Source organism: Iodobacter ciconiae, assembly GCF_003952345.1.
Lineage (GTDB): Bacteria > Pseudomonadota > Gammaproteobacteria > Burkholderiales > Chitinibacteraceae > Iodobacter > Iodobacter ciconiae.
Map to the genome: position 1 here is coordinate 2,904,975 of NZ_CP034433.1, position 21,545 is coordinate 2,926,519.

Annotated in this window: 9 protein-coding genes; 1 reads left to right on the top strand and 8 read right to left on the bottom strand. The window is 50.9% G+C overall.

The window, feature by feature from the left end; genetic code table 11:
- Nucleotides 1-21: 21 nt before the first annotated feature.
- From EJO50_RS12785 to EJO50_RS12815, 8 genes are all read right to left on the bottom strand, one after another.
- Nucleotides 22-11,031: a retention module-containing protein gene (locus EJO50_RS12785; protein ID WP_125974746.1), complete on the bottom strand. Its 11,010-nt coding sequence runs from the start codon at nt 11,029-11,031 to the stop codon at nt 22-24.
- Nucleotides 11,032-11,416: 385 nt separating this feature from the next.
- The gene (locus tag EJO50_RS12790) at nt 11,417-12,019 is read right to left on the bottom strand and encodes a response regulator transcription factor (RefSeq protein ID WP_125974748.1); all 603 of its coding nucleotides are present in this window, start codon (nt 12,017-12,019) and stop codon (nt 11,417-11,419) included.
- A complete protein-coding gene (locus EJO50_RS12795) occupies nt 12,016-13,437 on the bottom strand; it encodes an HlyD family type I secretion periplasmic adaptor subunit (protein ID WP_125976492.1) in 1,422 nt (473 codons plus the stop codon). The genes EJO50_RS12790 and EJO50_RS12795 overlap by 4 nt, the downstream gene beginning before the upstream one ends.
- A gap of 2 nt (nt 13,438-13,439) precedes the next feature.
- Nucleotides 13,440-15,623: a type I secretion system permease/ATPase gene (locus EJO50_RS12800; protein ID WP_125974750.1), complete on the bottom strand. Its 2,184-nt coding sequence runs from the start codon at nt 15,621-15,623 to the stop codon at nt 13,440-13,442.
- Between the two features lie 117 nt (nt 15,624-15,740).
- On the bottom strand, nt 15,741-16,874 hold the full coding sequence (locus EJO50_RS12805) for an FAD-binding oxidoreductase (RefSeq protein ID WP_233702079.1): 1,134 nt from the start codon (nt 16,872-16,874) through the stop codon (nt 15,741-15,743).
- The gene (locus EJO50_RS17510) at nt 16,853-17,131 is read right to left on the bottom strand and encodes a hypothetical protein (RefSeq protein WP_233702080.1); all 279 of its coding nucleotides are present in this window, start codon (nt 17,129-17,131) and stop codon (nt 16,853-16,855) included. The genes EJO50_RS12805 and EJO50_RS17510 overlap by 22 nt, the downstream gene beginning before the upstream one ends.
- Nucleotides 17,128-18,066, bottom strand: coding sequence for a homoserine kinase (locus EJO50_RS12810; RefSeq protein WP_125974752.1), 939 nt, complete (start codon nt 18,064-18,066; stop codon nt 17,128-17,130). The genes EJO50_RS17510 and EJO50_RS12810 overlap by 4 nt, the downstream gene beginning before the upstream one ends.
- Nucleotides 18,067-18,075: 9 nt before the next feature.
- Nucleotides 18,076-18,393, bottom strand: coding sequence for a DUF2782 domain-containing protein (locus EJO50_RS12815; RefSeq protein WP_125974754.1), 318 nt, complete (start codon nt 18,391-18,393; stop codon nt 18,076-18,078).
- 340 nt (nt 18,394-18,733) lie between these two features.
- Here EJO50_RS12815 and polA point away from each other — a divergent pair, with 340 nt between their 5' ends.
- Nucleotides 18,734-21,505 (top strand): DNA polymerase I, encoded by a 2,772-nt coding sequence (gene polA, locus EJO50_RS12820; protein WP_125974756.1) that lies wholly within the window; start codon nt 18,734-18,736, stop codon nt 21,503-21,505.
- Nucleotides 21,506-21,545 lie beyond the last annotated feature (40 nt).

Consider the following 21,545-nt stretch of genomic DNA (forward strand, 5'->3'; position numbering starts at 1 on the left):
TCATCTGCTGGCCTTTTTTGTTTAATCCGTAATCAACTTACCCTTATTAAGCAGATCTTGAATAATCGCGGTATCCGCCAGGCTCCCATTACTGGTTAAATCAATTCCTGACAAAATAACCTGCTGATCATCAGCACCCGCATTAAACAAACCAGTGTAAGCACCCGCACTACTTACATGGATGATCGTATCTGCGCCTGATTTCTCAAAATGCAGATATTGGGTGAGATTACCCGTGCCTACATTGTGATTCTCTCCCTGCAGTAAGTCTCTCAGATCCAGCCTATCCCCGCCGGCGTTGTAGCTCACCGTTGAAAAATCAGTAACTTTATCAATCGCAGGCACTCCCACAGCCCCCTTATCTGCCAGAGTCCAATGGAAAGTATCCGCACCCAGGCCACCTGTTAAGGTATCGCTGCCTGCACCGCCATCAATCCGGTCAGCTCCAGCACCCGCATTAATCACATCGTTGCCAGCACCGCCATGAATAATATCGCGACCTGCCGATCCAGTAATCGTATCAGACTGACTGCTTCCTGTTACCTCTTGTCCACTACGAACCAGATAATGCCCGTTATTGTTTGGATCCTCGATAATATCCTGCAGCTCGGTCAGCACAGGTACTTGTGTTCCATGGAACAGGGCCATGTCCTCAATTCCAAGAGTGACATATGCACTATCGGCAGCGCCGGATGGTTTAAACTCAACATTTAGAACAGCATTACCACCCTGTTCCCAATACAGCACTTCAAGGTTATGCATCCCTTCACTGATAACCACTCCCGTTTGCACCCTGGAGCTTGGAGACTGATTTGCATCATGTTCAAACACCGACTTGCCATCAATCGCTATGCGGAAACCATCATCAGCCACCACACGAATATCGTAAGTGCCTGCAGCAAAATAAGCGCCTCCCACCATACGTATAATTGAATCAGTGGTATTGCCAAAGGTACTGGTTGCCGCAAGTCCAGCCGTATCAGAGACCACATTATTTGCACCAAGGAAATTATAAAGGTTACCCGATGTAATTGCCGTGCCTGCCACTACCGCATTATTAGTACCCAGGTTGCCGGTAACCGCTGGTGCAACACCATACTTCACATGATCTGCAACAAAAGTGGCATCGCTAGCCGATGCGCTGGCCTCAACTCCTGTGCCCACAATTTTACTACCTTGACGGCCATTTATTACGGCCGTGATATCACTGATATTGTCTAAATTGCCAACTATATTATCCTGGCTTTGAAGGTTATATGTTATGCCCGTACTCTTATCAGCATCATAGTTATAACCAAAAAACTCCCCATGCAGGCCACGTGTATTATCAGCAATAGCAGTAGTTGAAGCCGCCAGTTGTATTGTGCTGCCCTGAGCCGGCGGCACAATATTAATCGTAAGACGGCTATTAGAAGTATCCAGATCGCCATCGTTATCAATTAAGGTGAAGCCAATATTTTCACTAGACCCAGATACTTTAGTAATAGGGGGCGTGTAAGCATATTTGCCATCATCCATATCAATCGCAAATTGCCCACCCAATGCTGTATTTACTTTTAATTGATGCGTCACCGCATCAAAAGTAAATTTACTAGCCAAAGCAGTGGTCACAATTGAATTAGTCGCCACATTAAAGGTGTACTTCACTCCGTCTACGGTTATATCGTTCATGCGTCCGCCATCAGCGCCAAAGCCTGATGACGCACCCGAAATAACACCCCCTGTTAAATCGCCTGAATTAGGGACAACGATCGTATCACGCAGGATAGGCGGTAATTGCGCCAAATCTGTCACGATAATAGCATTAGCCTCAGAGCCGGTACTCGTACCGTTGTAAGCAACCGGATTCAGATGAGTCGCTGCTACACCAGAGCCCAGACCTAAAGCCAAAGAATTAATGTCTTTACTATTTAGGAAGTTAGTCCAGGTAAGTGTCTCAGCGGCATCCAACCCAACTGCTGGTGTACTAGGCTCACCATCAGAAAAGAAGTAACCAATATTCTGAGCTCCTGCTATCTTGCCTACCTTATCGTAATTCGTCATGACCTGCCCGACGGCTACATCATAATTTGTCCCTCCGTTGGCAACGAGATTGGCCAGAATAGCCTTGGCTTCACCCGCACTCATCCAGATTTGCCCGCCACTTTGTTGAGTAGTCGCCGAAGAGCTAAAAGTAACCATCATTACTTTAACGTCACCCAGCGCATCATAATCATCAATCAGCTTGGTAATCGCCTCTTTCGTAACTTGTAACCTGGTTTTACCCGAAATTCCACTAGGCTCTGCCATACTCCCAGACACATCAATGGTCAGGATTAAATTACTGTCCACATTAGGAATCTGCACATTAACAGTCTTACTTTGCCCAACAGGAGCATCATCTTCAACATTCACCGTCAGTGTACCGGTGCTGTTTAAACGACCATCGGAAACCTGAACGCCAACATTAAAGGATTTCACATCCTCAACACTGTTAACAGGGTGATCAATCGGCCCGCTTAAAGTAACAGAGTACTGGCCGCTATTATCGATGTGAACGGTCGCAATGGTTGTACTACCAACTTTAGCAACCAGATTCTGCGTGCCACTTCCACTCCATACCAGTGCCTGTCCGCCAGACGACAGAACATCTGTCGGTGCAATCAGAGTCGTTGTTAAGCTTGGACTATCGGGATCACTAATTGCGATCGTACCAGAGCTGACAGTGCTGTTCGTCGTGTCTGTTGGTGAGCCTGCACCATCAGTGATCCCTCCCAACAAACCTTCTTCTGAAACTGTAGCCCTTGCATTACCAACGATAGGCGGCTGGTTAGGCGTAATACTTAAGGTTAATGTGCTGCTGCCCGTGCCACCCAATGGGTCCGCAACATTGTAAGTAACTAGAGGAACCACTCCATGGTAATTTACGACTGGTGTAAAAATGTAATCCCCATTAGCCGCAATGGAGAAAGTACCCACACCCACAATATTTGCTGTTTGCCCGGCATTAACCGTCACTCCAGCCACAGTAAACGTTGTGACATGCAATGCCCCGTCAGGGTCACTGTCATTCGATAAAACATTGCCAGAAACGGGATGGTTTTCCAGTGTGTTTTTAACGTCCGCAACCAACACAGGCAGATCATTAACAGGTGTCAGCTCGATCTTCACCGTGGCCAGTGCTGTACCACCCTGACCGTCGGAGACGGTCACCGTAAAGCTGTCGTTACCAACATAGTCTTTACCCGGAGTGTAAACGTAGGCGCCGGTGTTCATGTCAATGCTGACTGTGCCATGTACCGGGCCTGTGGCCTGAACATAGCTCAGGGTATCGCCATCCACATCGCTACCCACGACTTTACCTGTCACAACCGTGTCTTCCGGTACTTTATGACTGTATGTGCCGGTGGACGGATCGTAAGTCAGCGCAGGATCCAGTGGGCCTGCCGGTGGATTCACAACCGGTTTGTCGTTGGTGCCGGTGATTTCAATCGTGAGTGTGCTGTTCACCGTAGCAGTGCCATCGGTGACGGTATATGGCACATTCAGAGTGAGCTTCTCACCGGCTTTAAGATGCTCGTAAGCGCCATGACCTGGGTCAAAGCTATAGCTGCCGTTGGCGTTAATTGTTAAGCCCGCAACCGGAGCCGGGGTATTGGCGGCAAAGACCAACTGACCCTGATCCTGTGTGTCCGCATCCGTTGCAACCAGCTGACCGGTCGCAAGCGGATCGCCTTCTTTAGTGATCAGGCTGGCGGCGGTCGCCACCGGAAGATCGTTCGTCCCGTTCAGGGTTACTGTAACGGTAACGCTTGTGCCATCCGCACTGCGCACAGTGAAGTGTTCGGTACGGGTTTCACCGTCATCCAGTGCCTGGATATCCGCACGGGTGTTGTCAGCAACGTAAGTCCAGTTCCCTGCGGTATCGATGCTGAACTGGCCGTAGGTTCCGGCCGTACCGGCCTGAGCCTGGAAGACGGCTTCGCCACTGTCCGGATCGGTAATGTCCAGCTTGCCGCCGGTCGTGATTTGCTGGGCAGCATTCACCGACAGATCTTCAGTGACTTCACCACGATCTGCGCCGCTGATCACAGCCGGATCAGTGTCCGGTGTCAGCTCGATCTTCACCGTGGCCAGTGCGGTACCACCCTGACCGTCGGAGACGGTCACCGTAAAGCTGTCGTTACCAACGTAGTCTTTGCCCGGAGTGTAAACGTAGGCGCCGGTGTTCATGTCAATGCTGACTGTGCCATGTGCCGGGCCTGTGGCCTGAACATAGCTCAGGGTATCGCCATCCACATCGCTACCCACGACTTTACCTGTCACAACCGTGTCTTCCGGTACTTTATGACTGTATGTGCCGGTGGACGGATCGTAAGTCAGCGCAGGATCCAGTGGGCCTGCCGGTGGATTCACAACCGGTTTGTCGTTGGTGCCGGTGATTTCAATCGTGAGTGTGCTGTTCACCGTAGCAGTGCCATCGGTGACGGTATATGGCACATTCAGAGTGAGCTTCTCACCGGCTTTAAGATGCTCGTAAGCGCCATGACCTGGGTCAAAGCTATAGCTGCCGTTAGCGTTAATTGTTAAGCCCGCAACCGGAGCCGGGGTATTGGCGGCAAAGACCAACTGACCCTGATCCTGTGTGTCCGCATCCGTTGCAACCAGCTGACCGGTCGCAAGTGGATCGCCTTCTTTAGTGATCAGGCTGGCGGCGGTCGCCACCGGAAGATCGTTCGTCCCGTTCAGGGTTACTGTAACAGTAACGCTTGTGCCATCCGCACTGAGCACAGTGAAGTGTTCGGTACGGGTTTCACCATCATCCAGTGCCTGAATATCCGCACGGGTGTTGTCAGCAACGTAAGTCCAGTTCCCTGCGGTATCGATGCTGAACTGGCCGTAGGTTCCGGCCGTACCGGCCTGAGCCTGGAAGACGGCTTCGCCACTGTCCGGATCGGTAATGTCCAGCTTGCCGCCGGTCGTGATTTGCTGGGCAGCATTCACCGACAGATCTTCAGTGACTTCACCACGATCTGCGCCGCTGATCACAGCCGGATCCGTGTCCGGTGTCAGCTCGATCTTCACCGTGGCCAGAGCTGTACCACCCTGACCGTCGGAGACGGTCACCGTAAAGCTGTCGTTACCAACATAGTCTTTGCCAGGGGTGTAAACGTAGGCGCCGGTGTTCATGTCAATGCTGACTGTGCCATGTACCGGGCCTGTGGCCTGAACATAGCTCAGGGTATCGCCATCCACATCGCTACCCACGACTTTACCTGTCACAACCGTGTCTTCCGGTACTTTATGACTGTATGTGCCGGTGGACGGATCGTAAGTCAGCGCAGGATCCAGCGGGCCTGCCGGTGGATTCACAACCGGTTTGTCGTTGGTACCGGTGATTTCAATCGTGAGTGTGCTGTTCACCGTAGCAGTGCCATCGGTGACGGTATATGGCACATTCAGAGTGAGCTTCTCACCGGCTTTAAGATGCTCGTAAGCGCCATGACCTGGGTCAAAGCTATAGCTGCCGTTAGCGTTAATTGTTAAGCCCGCAACCGGAGCCGGGGTATTGGCGGCAAAGACCAACTGACCCTGATCCTGTGTGTCCGCATCCGTTGCAACCAGCTGACCGGTCGCAAGTGGATCGCCTTCTTTAGTGATCAGGCTGGCGGCGGTCGCCACCGGAAGATCGTTCGTCCCGTTCAGGGTTACTGTAACAGTAACGCTTGTGCCATCCGCACTGAGCACAGTGAAGTGTTCGGTACGGGTTTCACCATCATCCAGTGCCTGAATATCCGCACGGGTGTTGTCAGCAACGTAAGTCCAGTTCCCTGCGGTATCGATGCTGAACTGGCCGTAGGTTCCGGCCGTACCGGCCTGAGCCTGGAAGACGGCTTCGCCACTGTCCGGATCGGTAATGTCCAGCTTGCCGCCGGTCGTGATTTGCTGGGCAGCATTCACCGACAGATCTTCAGTGACTTCACCACGATCTGCGCCGCTGATCACAGCCGGATCCGTGTCCGGTGTCAGCTCGATCTTCACCGTGGCCAGAGCTGTACCACCCTGACCGTCGGAGACGGTCACCGTAAAGCTGTCGTTACCAACATAGTCTTTGCCAGGGGTGTAAACGTAGGCGCCGGTGTTCATGTCAATGCTGACTGTGCCATGTACCGGGCCTGTGGCCTGAACATAGCTCAGGGTATCGCCATCCACATCGCTACCCACGACTTTACCTGTCACAACCGTGTCTTCCGGTACTTTATGACTGTATGTGCCGGTGGACGGATCGTAAGTCAGCGCAGGATCCAGCGGGCCTGCCGGTGGATTCACAACCGGTTTGTCGTTGGTACCGGTGATTTCAATCGTGAGTGTGCTGTTCACCGTAGCAGTGCCATCGGTGACGGTATATGGCACATTCAGAGTGAGCTTCTCACCGGCTTTAAGATGCTCGTAAGCGCCATGACCTGGGTCAAAGCTATAGCTGCCGTTAGCGTTAATTGTTAAGCCCGCAACCGGAGCCGGGGTATTGGCGGCAAAGACCAACTGACCCTGATCCTGTGTGTCCGCATCCGTTGCAACCAGCTGACCGGTCGCAAGCGGATCGCCTTCTTTAGTGATCAGGCTGGCGGCGGTCGCCACCGGAAGATCGTTCGTCCCGTTCAGGGTTACTGTAACGGTAACGCTTGTGCCATCCGCACTGCGCACAGTGAAGTGTTCGGTACGGGTTTCACCGTCATCCAGTGCCTGGATATCCGCGCGGGTGTTGTCAGCAACGTAAGTCCAGTTCCCTGCGGTATCGATGCTGAACTGGCCGTAGGTTCCGGCCGTACCGGCCTGAGCCTGGAAGACGGCTTCGCCACTGTCCGGATCGGTAATGTCCAGCTTGCCGCCAGTCGTGATTTGCTGGGCAGCATTCACCGACAGATCTTCAGTGACTTCACCACGATCTGCGCCGCTGATCACAGCCGGATCCGTGTCCGGTGTCAGCTCGATCTTCACCGTGGCCAGAGCTGTACCACCCTGACCGTCGGAGACGGTCACCGTAAAGCTGTCGTTACCAACATAGTCTTTACCCGGAGTGTAAACGTAGGCGCCGGTGTTCATGTCAATGCTGACTGTGCCATGTGCCGGGCCTGTGGCCTGAACATAGCTCAGGGTATCGCCATCCACATCGCTACCCACGACTTTACCTGTCACAACCGTGTCTTCCGGTACTTTATGACTGTATGTGCCGGTGGACGGATCGTAAGTCAGCGCAGGATCCAGTGGGCCTGCCGGTGGATTCACAACCGGTTTGTCGTTGGTGCCGGTGATTTCAATCGTGAGTGTGCTGTTCACCGTAGCAGTGCCATCGGTGACGGTATATGGCACATTCAGAGTGAGCTTCTCACCGGCTTTAAGATGCTCGTAAGCGCCATGACCTGGGTCAAAGCTATAGCTGCCGTTAGCGTTAATTGTTAAGCCCGCAACCGGAGCCGGGGTATTGGCGGCAAAGACCAACTGACCCTGATCCTGTGTGTCCGCATCCGTTGCAACCAGCTGACCGGTCGCAAGTGGATCGCCTTCTTTAGTGATCAGGCTGGCGGCGGTCGCCACCGGAAGATCGTTCGTCCCGTTCAGGGTTACTGTAACAGTAACGCTTGTGCCATCCGCACTGAGCACAGTGAAGTGTTCGGTACGGGTTTCACCATCATCCAGTGCCTGAATATCCGCACGGGTGTTGTCAGCAACGTAAGTCCAGTTCCCTGCGGTATCGATGCTGAACTGGCCGTAGGTTCCGGCCGTACCGGCCTGAGCCTGGAAGACGGCTTCGCCACTGTCCGGATCGGTAATGTCCAGCTTGCCGCCAGTCGTGATTTGCTGGGCAGCATTCACCGACAGATCTTCAGTGACTTCACCACGATCTGCGCCGCTGATCACAGCCGGATCCGTGTCCGGTGTCAGCTCGATCTTCACCGTGGCCAGAGCTGTACCACCCTGACCGTCGGAGACGGTCACCGTAAAGCTGTCGTTACCAACATAGTCTTTACCCGGAGTGTAAACGTAGGCGCCGGTGTTCATGTCAATGCTGACTGTGCCATGTGCCGGGCCTGTGGCCTGAACATAGCTCAGGGTATCGCCATCCACATCGCTACCCACGACTTTACCTGTCACAACCGTGTCTTCCGGTACTTTATGACTGTATGTGCCGGTGGACGGATCGTAAGTCAGCGCAGGATCCAGTGGGCCTGCCGGTGGATTCACAACCGGTTTGTCGTTGGTGCCGGTGATTTCAATCGTGAGTGTGCTGTTCACCGTAGCAGTGCCATCGGTGACGGTATATGGCACATTCAGAGTGAGCTTCTCACCGGCTTTAAGATGCTCGTAAGCGCCATGACCTGGGTCAAAGCTATAGCTGCCGTTAGCGTTAATTGTTAAGCCCGCAACCGGAGCCGGGGTATTGGCGGCAAAGACCAACTGACCCTGATCCTGTGTGTCCGCATCCGTTGCAACCAGCTGACCGGTCGCAAGCGGATCGCCTTCTTTAGTAATCAGGCTGGCGGCGGTCGCCACCGGAAGATCGTTCGTCCCGTTCAGAGTTACTGTAACAGTAACGCTTGTGCCATCCGCACTGAGCACAGTGAAGTGTTCGGTACGGGTTTCACCATCATCCAGTGCCTGGATATCCGCACGGGTGTTGTCAGCAACGTAAGTCCAGTTCCCTGCGGTATCGATGCTGAACTGGCCGTAGGTTCCGGCCGTACCGGCCTGAGCTTGGAAGGCGGCTTCGCCACTGTCCGGATCGATAATGTCCAGCTTGCCGCCGGTCGTGATTTGCTGGGCAGCATTCACCGACAGATCTTCAGTGACTTCACCACGATCTGCGCCGCTGATCACAGCCGGATCATTCAATGGATCAACAGTCACATCAATGGTTACAAGGGTAGTGCCACCTTTGCCGTCATCGACGGTCACGGTGAAGCTGTCTTTACCGTTGTAATCTGTGGCAGGCGTATAAACATAACTGCCGTCAGGGTTAACGGTGACAGTACCGTGAGTCGGCTGATCTTTTGCGCTAAAGGTCAGCGGGTCGCCGTCTTTATCTGTCGCGACCAGCTGACCGTTAATAGGGGTGTCTTCCGGTGTCACAACCGTTTGATTTGTGCCTACGGGCGCATCATTGACCGGATCAACAGTCACATCAACGGTTACAAGGGTAGTGCCACCTTTGCCATCATCAACAGTCACGGTAAAGCTGTCTTTACCGTTGTAATCTGTGGCAGGCGTATAAACATAACTGCCGTCAGGATTAACAGTAACGGTGCCGTGAGCCGGCTGATCTTTTGCGCTAAAGGTCAGCGGGTCGCCGTCTTTATCTGTCGCGACCAGCTGACCGTTAATAGGGGTGTCTTCCGGTGTCACAACCGTTTGATTTGTACCTACGGGCGCATCATTAACCGGATCAACAGCCACATCAACGGTTACAAGGGTAGTGCCACCTTTGCCGTCATCGACGGTCACGGTGAAGCTGTCTTTACCGTTGTAATCTGTGGCAGGCGTATAAACATAACTGCCGTCAGGATTAACAGTAACGGTGCCGTGAGCCGGCTGATCTTTTGCGCTAAAGGTCAGCGGATCACCGTCTTTATCTGTCGCGACCAGCTGACCGTTAATAGGGGTGTCTTCCGGTGTCACAACCGTTTGATTTGTGCCTACGGGCGCATCATTGACCGGATCAACAGTCACATCAACGGTTACAAGGGTAGTGCCACCTTTGCCGTCATCGACGGTCACGGTGAAGCTGTCTTTACCGTTGTAATCTGTGGCAGGCGTATAAACATAACTACCGTCAGGATTAACAGTAACGGTGCCGTGAGCCGGCTGATCTTTTGCGCTAAAGGTCAGCGGATCACCGTCTTTATCTGTCGCGACCAGCTGACCGTTAATAGGGGTGTCTTCCGGTGTCACAACCGTTTGATTTGTGCCTACGGGCGCATCATTGACCGGATCAACAGTCACATCAACGGTTACAAGGGTAGTGCCACCTTTGCCGTCATCGACGGTCACGGTGAAGCTGTCTTTACCGTTGTAATCTGTGGCAGGCGTATAAACATAACTACCGTCAGGATTAACAGTAACGGTGCCGTGAGCCGGCTGATCTTTTGCGCTAAAGGTCAGCGGGTCGCCGTCTGGGTCAGTGATATTTAGTTTTGCCGTAAATGGAGTATCTTCTTTAGTTGCAATTGCAACAGGTGTATTTATAGGATTGCCATTGGTATCGGGGACAACAGGAAGATCATTTACAGGGTTGATGCTAACTTTAACAACCGCACTGCTTGTACTGCCATTGGGGTTACTGACGGTGTAAAAAATATTATCCGGCCCGTTATAGTTGGCATTCGGGGTATAAGTCAGCGAGCCATCGGGATTGATAAGCACCTTGCCATTATTTGCAGTCGCACTAACGACAGTTAATCCGGACCCAACATCATTGCCAAGCACATTAACGGTGACAGAGCCATCTTCATCAAGATTAATTGCGTCATCAGCCGCTTGTATCGTTTGAATAAGCGTTGCACCCTGATCAATGACATCCTGCTCATTCAGATCATTACTTCCAAATACAAAGGAAAGTGGATCCACCCCCTCGACAATACGCCCTAACTGCACAAAGGAATGCCCATCCTCTGCGCCTGCTGCTCCTGCCAAACCCGCCGCAGTTGCTTCTAATTCAGTACTTAAGTCTGTGCCATTAGCAAGAGCTGTGGCAATTTTATCGGTTGAAGCATTTAAATCTGCAATTGCTGCAGAGGCCACATCTACTGGGGTGCTACCCAGCATCTGGGCATCAATTTGCACTGTACGATCACCGCCAATTTCAAGCAGCTCGCCATTAGGCATAAGTAGCTGGACTCGTCCATCAGCAGAGGTTACAAAAATTTCATTTTCATTTAACAGCTGGCCTTCTTTTAATGGCACAGACTTCCCGGTTGCATCCCGCAAAAAAACGTTACCGTCGATGTGAACAACGGTAACGTTTGGTTTGTTTGTACTACTAATTTGCTCAGCCATAATCGTTCAACTATTAGTTTGAATAAGTTAAGCGTGAGATTAGTCTTATCTTGTACAAATACCTACTGTACTTAAGTACAGTAACATATACCACCGATCGGAAAAAACCTCGCTCCGACATATAATGCCTGCTCGGTCTAAGGACTGATTTACAAGTCTATTCTGAAATTCTGGCTGAACTATTGACCACCAGCTGCCCCATTCATATTGCAAATAACTCAAGGCCATTTGAAAACGCGAATCGGAAACTTCCGCCCTAACCATCGCTTTTTTTAAGCATCCCAAGTTTCTTTGTTACCCCATGCGGACATACCGACCAAAAAAAATGCCGCTCACCTGCTTTAGGTGAACGGCATTACCGAAAAACAAAATCTACTCGCTGATGCTAGCGAATTCCTTTGGCCAATAGAGCCAGTTGCAGGCGATCACTAACCTTTAACTTTTCAAAAATCAGGCCAAGGTGAAACTTCACCGTCCGCTCTGTAATACCTAATTCACGGGCAATATCTTTATTTACACTGCCATTGGAAACAAGCTGAGCCACTTCACGCTCTCTGGCTGTCAAAGGAGACATCCAGGCTTGCGTATCTTTAGGTACAAACAATTTATTCACAGATCGAATCAGCGCTTGCAAAATAGCCGGGCCAGCCCACACGCCCCCCGCAGCAACCACATTCAGAATAGCCTGCAAGGACTCACCGCTGGCATACGCATGGCAATAGCCGCGAGCACCTGCCGTCAGTGCCACAAGATGCTCGGCATCACTGGGGGCAGAGCTTACAAAGATAATCTGATTTGCTGCCGTATAGCTCAGCCAAATGGCATCGCCCAACGCGGGTAATGCAGGCATGGCCAAATCAACCAGCACAACGCCCCCAGAACGGTCAGTCAGGCTTGCCAATGAATCAAGCTTCACCAGCTTTTGTTGAGTTGCCTGCTGAATATGAGCAAGCAAAAAAGTATCTGCAGTTAGTATTAAGAAGTTCATCGCTCAGTCAACGCATTAGATTTTGCACGGAGAACCGGTTTTAGCAGGTAAGACAGTACCGTTTTTTTACCAGTCAGAATATCAACCTCAGCGACCATGCCTGGAATAATGGGCAATTTTTTACCTCCCGCATTTAGGAAACTAGCACTGGTTCTTACTTTTACGATATAAAAAGCATTTCCTTTTTCATCAACCACCGTGTCCGCACTAATATGCTCAAGCTTCGCATCAAGCCCGCCGTAGATAGAAAAATCATAAGCTGTGAACTTTACAATTGCCGGAGCTCCGGGGCGTAGAAAAGCAATGTCTTTAGGCAAAATCCGTGCCTCTAGCAAAAGTGCATCATCCCCTGGCACAACTTCGATAATCCCTTTCCCTGGCTGCACTACGCCACCCACAGTATTCACTTGCAACTGCTTAACTGTCCCATTGACCGGTGAGCGAATTTCTGACTGCTTAACCCTATCAGCCAGGGCCACACTACCCTCGGTCAGGCTATTGAGCTTGCCCACTGTTTCACCTAATTCCGAACGAGCCTGATTTCTAAAGGTCAGTTCCACCTCACGAATTTTACTACCCGCCTCACTCATCGCCGACTGAATACGAGGGATTTGCGACCCTGCAGAATCACGTTCGCCCAAATAGCGTGATACATCACGCTCCAGACGTAAAACTTCCACATCAGAGACAGCACCGCTTTTTAAAAGTGGCTTAGTGGCTTCCAGCTCGCGCAAAGTAAGCGCATAGCCCTGCCCTGCCTGCTCGCGCCTTGCCCTTGCTTCATTTAGCTCCTGTCCACGCTGTATCAGCTGCTGCTGCGCACCACTAATCAGCGCATTCATTTCTGCCTTACGGGATTCATACAAGCCGCGTTCCTGAATCACAATTTCTGGCGACTCGGCCTGCACTTCGTCAGGAACAACAAAAGGCTGGCCGGAAGCCAAAGCCTCAAGACGCGCAGCCTTGGCCTTTAGCGATAAATACTGCGCCCGATTTTCTTTTAGTGACGAAACAAAGCGTGTGGGATCAATAGTTACCAGCAACTGACCCAGTTTGACCTGCTCGCCTTCTCTGACAAGAATTTCTTTTACAATCCCGCCATCCAGGCTTTGAATCACCTGAATCTGCCTTGAAGGAATCACCTTGCCTTCACCACGTGTAACTTCATCAATTTTTGCCAGCCCAGCCCAGACCAGCACCACAAGAACAGTAACAGCCGAAGTCCACACTAAGATCCGGGCACCACGAGGGCTTTGCTCAACGATGACCCAGTCAGCATCAGCCACAAAATCACTGTGGTCGACCATATCATGAGCTTCGCCACGAAATAAATATCTATCAAACCAGTTAGAACTTCGGCTAACCAGTTTCTGCCAGTTTTTATGCAAAAAATTAGGCTTGGCGCTTTCAATCTGCATCATCAGCTGCTCCTGCCTATTCTGCCCTGCTGCAACGCTTCAACCACCTGAGCCTTAGGCCCATCTGCTACAACCTGCCCCTGATCCAGCACAATCAGGCGATCAACCAGATCAAGCAAAGAAGTGCGGTGAGTAACCAGCAATAAGGTTTTTTGCGTGATATACGCTTTAAGGCGGGCTTTTAGTTTTTCTTCGGAAAGATGATCCATAGCACTGGTAGGCTCATCCAGCAGCAGCATGGGCGGATCATTAAGCATGGCACGGGCAATAGAAACGGTTTGCCGCTGCCCGCCTGATAAAGAATCACCACGCTCGGAAATCAGCATATCAAAGCCGCGTGGATGCAAATCTGAAAACTCCTTAACCCCCGCCAACTCGGCAGCAGCCAGAATACTGCCATCATCTGCAAAAGGAGCTCCCATTGCAATATTCTGGCGTAATGTGCCATAAAACAGGATCGGCTCCTGCGGCACGTGCCCTACTGCACGGCGTAACTCAGCAGGGTCAATTTGCCGTGTATCCACGCCATCAATCAATACGGCTCCTTCACTGGGATAATACAAACCAAGAATAAGCTTTTCTATTGTCGTTTTACCCGAACCAATACGGCCAATAACAGCCATTTTTTCACCGGCTTTTAACTTGAACGAAACATTATTTAATACTTTCTCTTCATTGCCTGCATAAGCAAAGCTCACATTTTTAAATTCGATATCACCACGGAAAGATTCGCGGTGTAGAAAATTACTATTCTCCGGACGCTCAACCGGCAATTTCATATGTGATTCAATACCCGCTAATGATGTACGCGCATTTTGATATTGCATTAATAAGCCAGCAACCTGCCCAAGCGGGGCCAATGCCCGGCCCGACAGCATGGAAGCCGCAATAATTCCCCCCATCGTAACCATATTTTCAGTAAGTAAATACACACCCACAATAATGACAATCACGCTAACTAACTGGCTGATAAATGCAGCAAAATTAACTGTGGTAGAAGAAAGCAATTTCAGCTTGGAGCCAATCTGAGCAAGAAAATGAGTGGAACGCTCCCAGCGCCGCTGAAACTCACTCTCAGCGCCCATCACTTTAATTGTTTCAATACCTACCAGACCTTCAACCAAAGTGGCATTGCGCTGCGCCGATGCGCGCTGCGTAAGCTCAACCATTTCCTGCATTTTGTCCTGGGCCAGTAGTGTAAAGCCCACCACCAGTACAATCCCCACCATGGCAGGTACAGCCAGCCATGGGGAAATCCAGGCCATTACCAAAAGGAAAATCAACACAAAGGGTAAATCAACCAAAGTCGTGATCGAGGCTGAAGCAATAAAATCACGCACCGATTCAAAAGCGCGCAGATTAGCCACAAAAGAGCCTACAGATGCCGGGCGTGCTTCCATTCGCAACCCCAGAACCCGCTCCATAATTAAAGCCGAGAGCGTCACATCAATACGCTTGGAAGCTACATCAATGATATGGCCACGAACAGTACGCAATATCAGATCAAAACACAGCACCGCCACAGCACCAACTGCCAGCACCCATAATGTTTCCAGGGCATGATTGGGCACAACCCGGTCATACACATTCATAGAAAATAGCGGCATTGCCAGCGCCAGCATATTAATCAGCAGGGCAGCCAGCAGGGCATCACGGTATAAACGCCAATTGTCTTTCACCACCCCCCAGAACCAATGCCGGCTTCGAACCGCACCGTGCTCGGGTGCGCGTGTTTCAAACCTGAATTTGGGACGGACAAAAATCACAATGCCGTTATGAGATGCGGCTAAGGATTCGGCATCGACCAGCTCGGAGGATTCACCCGTTTCTGGGAAACAAATACGGGCCATGCCATCAGTGGTCCACTCCAGTAACAGGCAGGCACCACGGTCCTTAAGCAGTAAAATAACAGGGAATAAACTTGTTGGCAGCTCTTGCAAAGAGCGGCGAACCACACGCGCAGAAAGCCCGGCCCTGGCAGCCGCACGCGGCACAAGAGAAGGTGACAGCAAATTATCAGTGAGAGGCAGGCCAGCCGATAAAGCCTCACATGTCCACGGTTGCCCGTGAATGCGCGTCAGCTCGGCAAGACAATCCAGAAGTGGATCAAAACGACTCTGATGCTCTCCCACACGCCAGTCAGGACGATCAGTCGCTTTAAAATGGCTGGGATTAGACTCGCTCATGCATTAACTTTATTTTAGTAGTGATAAAAAATATTTCCGCTGCAATTGCAAAGCGAATTAATAATTCTATTGTATAGAATATTAATACAAATGCATATGAAAAGCATCATACGCTATTTAATCGACCAAAACCTTTCCCGGATTCATGATTTGTTTTGGATCAAACACCTGCTTTATTTGCTGCATCAAAGCTAATTCCAAAGGGTTTCTATATTTGGCCAAATGATAACGTTTTAATTGTCCAATACCATGCTCTGCACTAATACTTCCATTGTGATGGGCAACACAGGAATAAACAATATCATTAATCGCTGGCTCATCAGCATACAGTGCAGCAGTTTTTTCTGTTCTAAAAACGTTGTAATGCAAATTGCCATCACCTAAATGCCCAAAAGCAATGATTGCTGAATCAGCATATGCCTGTGCCAATTGGCGGCCACATTCATTTAAAAATGCAGGGATATTTCCAACAGGCACACTAATATCGTGCTTAATACTCACTCCCTCACAGCGCTGCGCTTCCGGGATATGTTCTCTAAGCTGCCAAAAGTCCCTGGACTGCCTGCTATTTTGTGCAAGCAGTGCATTATCACAAGCAAGCGCATGTAAAACTTCGGCCAATTGATCGGTCAGCGCATAGCTATCACCGCCGTCAGATAACTCCACTAATACAGCCCATTCAGGCAAGGGGCTAAACGGGCGTGGCAAGCCGGGGCACTGCTTAATCAACAATTCAAAACAAGGTTTGGAGATCAGCTCAAAAGAGGTAACCCGATCCCCCACTGCAGCCTGCACTCCACGCAATAATTCAACAGCGGCCGTTGGATCACTCACAGCAACCAGTGCCGTTGCATGAGCAGTAGGCAAGGGATAAAGCCGCAGAACAGCACGGGTAATTACGCCCAAAGTTCCTTCGGAGCCAACAAAGAGCTGCTTTAAATCGTAACCCGTATTATCTTTTCTTAAGCCTCGCAAACCATTCCAGATCTCCCCGCTGGGCAACACAACTTCCAGCCCCAAAGTCAGCTCCCGCATATTGCCGTAGCGTAATACATTCACCCCGCCTGCGTTAATCGCTAATGCGCCACCAATACGGCAGGAGCCTGCAGCAGCCCACTCCGCAGGAAACAGACGATTAGCCGCCCTCGCAGCAGCCTGCACATCAGCAAGAATGGCACCTGCTTCAACAAGCATCGTGTTGTTATCTGGATCAACCTCGATGATCTGATTCATCCTTTCCAGCGACAACACCAAAGCCTTACCAGATGCATCAGGCGTTGCACCACCACAGAGGCTGGTGTTACCCCCTGCGGCACAATCGCTATACCATGCAGGCTACAAAGCTGAACGACTGCAGCGACTTCAACACCGGAGCGGGGCCTGGCCACAGCCAGAGCCGCGCCCTGATAGCGACGACGCTGATCAAGACAATAGCCCTCAGTATCTTTGCCGGTTAAAACACCCGCCGTATCCAGTAAGCCTTTAAGCGCATCCAGAAAAGTACTCACAGCCAGAAATCCTGCCGCTCTGCATGCGCATTAATGATCCGCTGAAAATGCCAGGGGTCTTTAGCAAAGGTCATTTCACCCGCTGCCGGTTTATAAAAATCATACAGACGTGATACCCAGAAACGTAGCGCCGCAGCACGCAGCAGCACTGGCCAGGCCGCAATTTCATTAGCTTGTAAAACACGAACACCCTGATAGCCTTGCAGCAGAGCCTTGGCCCGATCTGCATTAACATCGCCCGATTCGCTGGCACACCAGTCATTCAAGGTAATCGCCAGGTCATACAGAAAAACATCATTACAGGCATAGTAAAAATCAATAAAGCCACCAACATGATCGCCATTAAGCAGGACATTGTCGCGAAATAAATCCGCATGAATCACGCCCCTGGGCAAATCATCAAAACACTGCTCAGCCTGCAAAGCCAGCTCGGCCCGCAACTGCTCGGCATCAGCTGCGCTCATCAACTCAAATAAACAAGGAGCAGTTGCATTCCACCAATCTGCCCCGCGCGGGTTTTTCATTTCCCCGCGATAACTGCACGCTGCCAGATGCATTTGTGCCAGCATTTCCCCGACTTCAAAGCATTGTGCGGCACTTGGCTTATCCACCACCGTACCGGGCACACACTGCACAAGTAATGTAGGGCGGCCATTAAGCTCATCAACATACTCATCAGCCAAATTTGCAACAGGCGCAGCCACGGCAATGCCATGGTTGGCCAGATGAGCCATCAAATTGACATAGAAAGGCAACTCATCTGCAGTCAGATTTTCAAACAGTGTCAGCACATAGCGGCCGTGAGAGGTCGTCACAAAATAATTAGTATTGGTAATCCCAGCCGCAATACCTTTAAGTTCCAACAAGCTGCCAATGGAGTAACGCTTCAGGAAGGGACCGAGGTCTTCCGCTGTCACGGTAGTAAAAACTGACATAGATTCGACTCAAAATTCAAAAATAACCCAACGTGGCACAGACAAATTACTGCTACCCAGATCATCACTACGATCAAAGCGCCCCTGCCCTTCCTTATCAATCAGAAAATAGGGCAGGCCGACTTTCGGGGAGACTTTCACCATATAAAGCTTTCCCCTGATACGATATTCGGCAATTGTCACATCATTTTTTTCAATCACACGAATTTCCGGAGCTTCAAGCACCTTTGCTTCGCTTTCAGTTGCAGGCAAAGGCGGCGGCGCATCGCTGGGAGCCGCAGCATACACAGAACTGCTCAATAAAAAACAAAATAAGATAGGGCGCATTTGATTTCCTTTTAAAGCCGGCTCAGGCCGCCAGCCCAGTCTGAGTTTCTTATTTATACCAGCCTTTAATTTGTAGAAATGGTCGCAATGCACAAGCTCATCACCACCATTGTCTGTGCTACAAACCGCCGGAAATTTGACGTATACATCAAAGTGATTATGAAATAAATGTCAGCAGTGACATACTTAAACTGACAGATAAAAACAGCGATTCAATGGCTTAAGCCTTATAATACGCTGGATTCAACATCATTTTGAATAAATCCAAACCAAACACTTCTTGCTCAAGCACTAAGCAAGCAGCTATTTTTCTTACATCAAGTATAGAGAGTTTCACCGCATGGCGACCCTGCTTTTAATTGACGGCTCTTCCTACCTTTACCGAGCCTTCCATGCGATCCGCGATCTGGCGGCACCAGACGGCACGCCCACCAATGCACTGTACGGCTTTGTTAATATGCTGAAAAAGCTACGTCAGCAAACACCTGCCGACTATATCGCCTGCGTATTTGATGCCAAGGGCAAAACCTTTCGTGATGATTTATATAGCGAATACAAAGCGCAACGCCCATCCATGCCCGACGAATTACGGGTGCAGATCGAGCCCATTCACGCTGCGGTGAAAGCATTTGGTATCAAGATACTGATGGTCGATGGTGTAGAAGCTGACGATGTGATTGGCACACTTGCAAGCTGGGGCACAGAACACGGTATTACTACCATTATGTCGACTGGTGATAAAGACATGGCTCAGCTGGTTAATCAGTATGTGCGTATCGAAAACTCGATGACCGAAGAAGTGCTTGATACCGAAGGCGTAATCAATAAATTTGGCGTGCGGCCCGAGCAAATTGTCGATTATCTGGCTCTGATTGGCGATACCGTAGATAACGTACCTGGTGTTCCAAAATGTGGCCCGAAAACTGCACAAAAATGGCTAACAGAATATCAAAACCTTGACGCAATCATGGCCAATGCAGACTCAATAAAAGGCGTCGTCGGCGAAAATTTACGCAAAACGCTGGAATGGCTGCCCATGGCCAGGCAGCTGGTCACCATTAAATGTGATCTTGATTTAAGTGCGGATCTGCCTCAGCAATTTGCCGATCTGGTACCACAAAGTGAAGACTGGAACACCCTGCTGGGAATTTTCCGCCAGGCCAATTTCCGCAGCTGGATTCGTGAAGCCGAAAGCAAAACCGCTGCGCCGATACCAGCCAGTGATGATTTATTCAGCCTGATTGCCAGCCCATCAGCAGAACCTGCAAGCAGCGCCCCCGCCCTTGATGCCCCTGCCGAACGCTCCCCTGTCGAGCGCAATTACCAAACTATCCTGACAGATGCCGAGTTAGACGGCTGGCTGAGCCAGCTGCTGGCCGCGCCCATCGTATCTCTCGATACCGAAACCACCGGTTTGGATGCCTTAAACTCGCAAATTGTCGGCATGTCATTTTGCATAGAGCAAGGCCACGCCGCCTACCTGCCACTCGCCCACCGCGGGCCGGATGCCGTAGATCAATTGCCACTGGATGCGACCCTTGCCAAGCTCAAGCCTTGGCTGGAATCGGCCAGCCATAAAAAACTCGGCCAGAATTTAAAATTTGATCAGCATATTTTTGCCAATCACGGCATCGCGCTGGCCGGAGTCGAAGACGATACCCTTTTGATGTCCTATGTGCTGGCCAGCCATGAAAAACACAATATGGACGCACAGGCCGAGAGAGAGCTAGGCGTTGCAACGATTAAGTTTGAAGAGTTGTGTGGCAAAGGGGCCAAGCAGATTGGCTTTGATGAAGTCGCCGTAGACATCGCCAGTACATATGCTGCAGAAGATGCCGATATTACTCTGCAACTGGCCCATGCCATGTTGCCACGCCTGAGCGGCGGGCTGGCCCATGTGTACCGAGAAATCGAAATGCCATCGCGCAGCATCCTGTTTGAAATGGAGCGCACCGGCGTCATGCTTGACAGCCATAAGCTCAACCAGCAAAGCCACGAAATTGGCCTGCGCCTTCTGGAGCTTGAACAAAGCGCTTACGATTTGGCTGGCCAGCCATTTAATCTCTCCAGCCCCAAGCAAATTGGCGAGATTTTCTTCGAGCAGCTCAAGTTGCCAGTGATTAAAAAAACCCCGAAGGGCGCGCCGTCTACCGATGAAGAAGTGCTGCAAGAGCTGGCAAAGGATTTCCCGCTGCCCAAAGTGCTGCTCGAACACCGCTCGCTGTCCAAGCTGAAATCTACTTACACTGACAAGCTGCCGCTGATGGTCAATCCGCGTACCGGCCGTGTGCACACCAGCTACAACCAGACCGTGGCAATTACGGGGCGCCTAAGTTCCAGCGAGCCCAATCTGCAAAATATCCCGATCAAAAGCATGGAAGGCCGCAAGATTCGTGAAGCCTTTATCGCCCCCAAAGGCTGGCAAATTATGTCTGCCGATTACTCGCAAATCGAGCTGCGCATTATGGCGCATCTGTCTGGTGACGAGGCGATGATTGCGGCGTTTAATTCAGGAGAAGACATCCACCGCACCACCGCTGCCGAAGTGTTTGCCGTAGCACTTGATCAAGTCAGCAGCGAGCAGCGCCGCTACGCCAAAAGCATTAACTTTGGCCTGATTTACGGCATGGGTGTGTTTGGCCTGGCAGCCCAGCTGGAAATCCCGCGCGATGCAGCTAAAAACTTTATCGACCGCTACTTTGCTCGCTTTCAGGGTGTGGCCAGATATATGGAAAACATCCGCGCCAGCGCCAAAGAATATGGCTATGTAGAAACAGTATTTGGCCGCCGCCTCTGGCTGCCGGAAATCAAATCTGCCAACGCCGCCCGCCGCGCCGGAGCAGAACGCGCCGCCATTAATGCACCGATGCAGGGCACAGCCGCAGATTTAATTAAACTGGCCATGATTAATGTGGCCGATTGGATTAAAGAAAAAGGCTTGAAAAGCCGTTTAATTATGCAGGTACACGATGAACTCGTGCTGGAAGTACCCGACGACGAGATCGGCATGATGCAAAAAGAGCTGCCTCTCAGAATGGCCGCAGCCGCCAAGCTCACCGTACCCTTACACGCCGAAGTAGGAGTGGGCCTGAACTGGGAAGAAGCTCATTAACTCTGACGCGCTCTTTGTCAGCCTTCAGTAAATAGTCTAC

Coding starts and splice junctions, on each gene's coding strand:
- EJO50_RS12785 (WP_125974746.1), bottom strand. CDS start 11,031: ATGGCTGAGCAAATTAGTAGTACAAACAAACCAAACGTTACCGTTGTT.
- EJO50_RS12790 (WP_125974748.1), bottom strand. CDS start 12,019: ATGAACTTCTTAATACTAACTGCAGATACTTTTTTGCTTGCTCATATT.
- EJO50_RS12795 (WP_125976492.1), bottom strand. CDS start 13,437: ATGCAGATTGAAAGCGCCAAGCCTAATTTTTTGCATAAAAACTGGCAG.
- EJO50_RS12800 (WP_125974750.1), bottom strand. CDS start 15,623: ATGAGCGAGTCTAATCCCAGCCATTTTAAAGCGACTGATCGTCCTGAC.
- EJO50_RS12810 (WP_125974752.1), bottom strand. CDS start 18,066: ATGTCAGTTTTTACTACCGTGACAGCGGAAGACCTCGGTCCCTTCCTG.
- EJO50_RS12815 (WP_125974754.1), bottom strand. CDS start 18,393: ATGCGCCCTATCTTATTTTGTTTTTTATTGAGCAGTTCTGTGTATGCT.
- polA (WP_125974756.1), top strand. CDS start 18,734: ATGGCGACCCTGCTTTTAATTGACGGCTCTTCCTACCTTTACCGAGCC.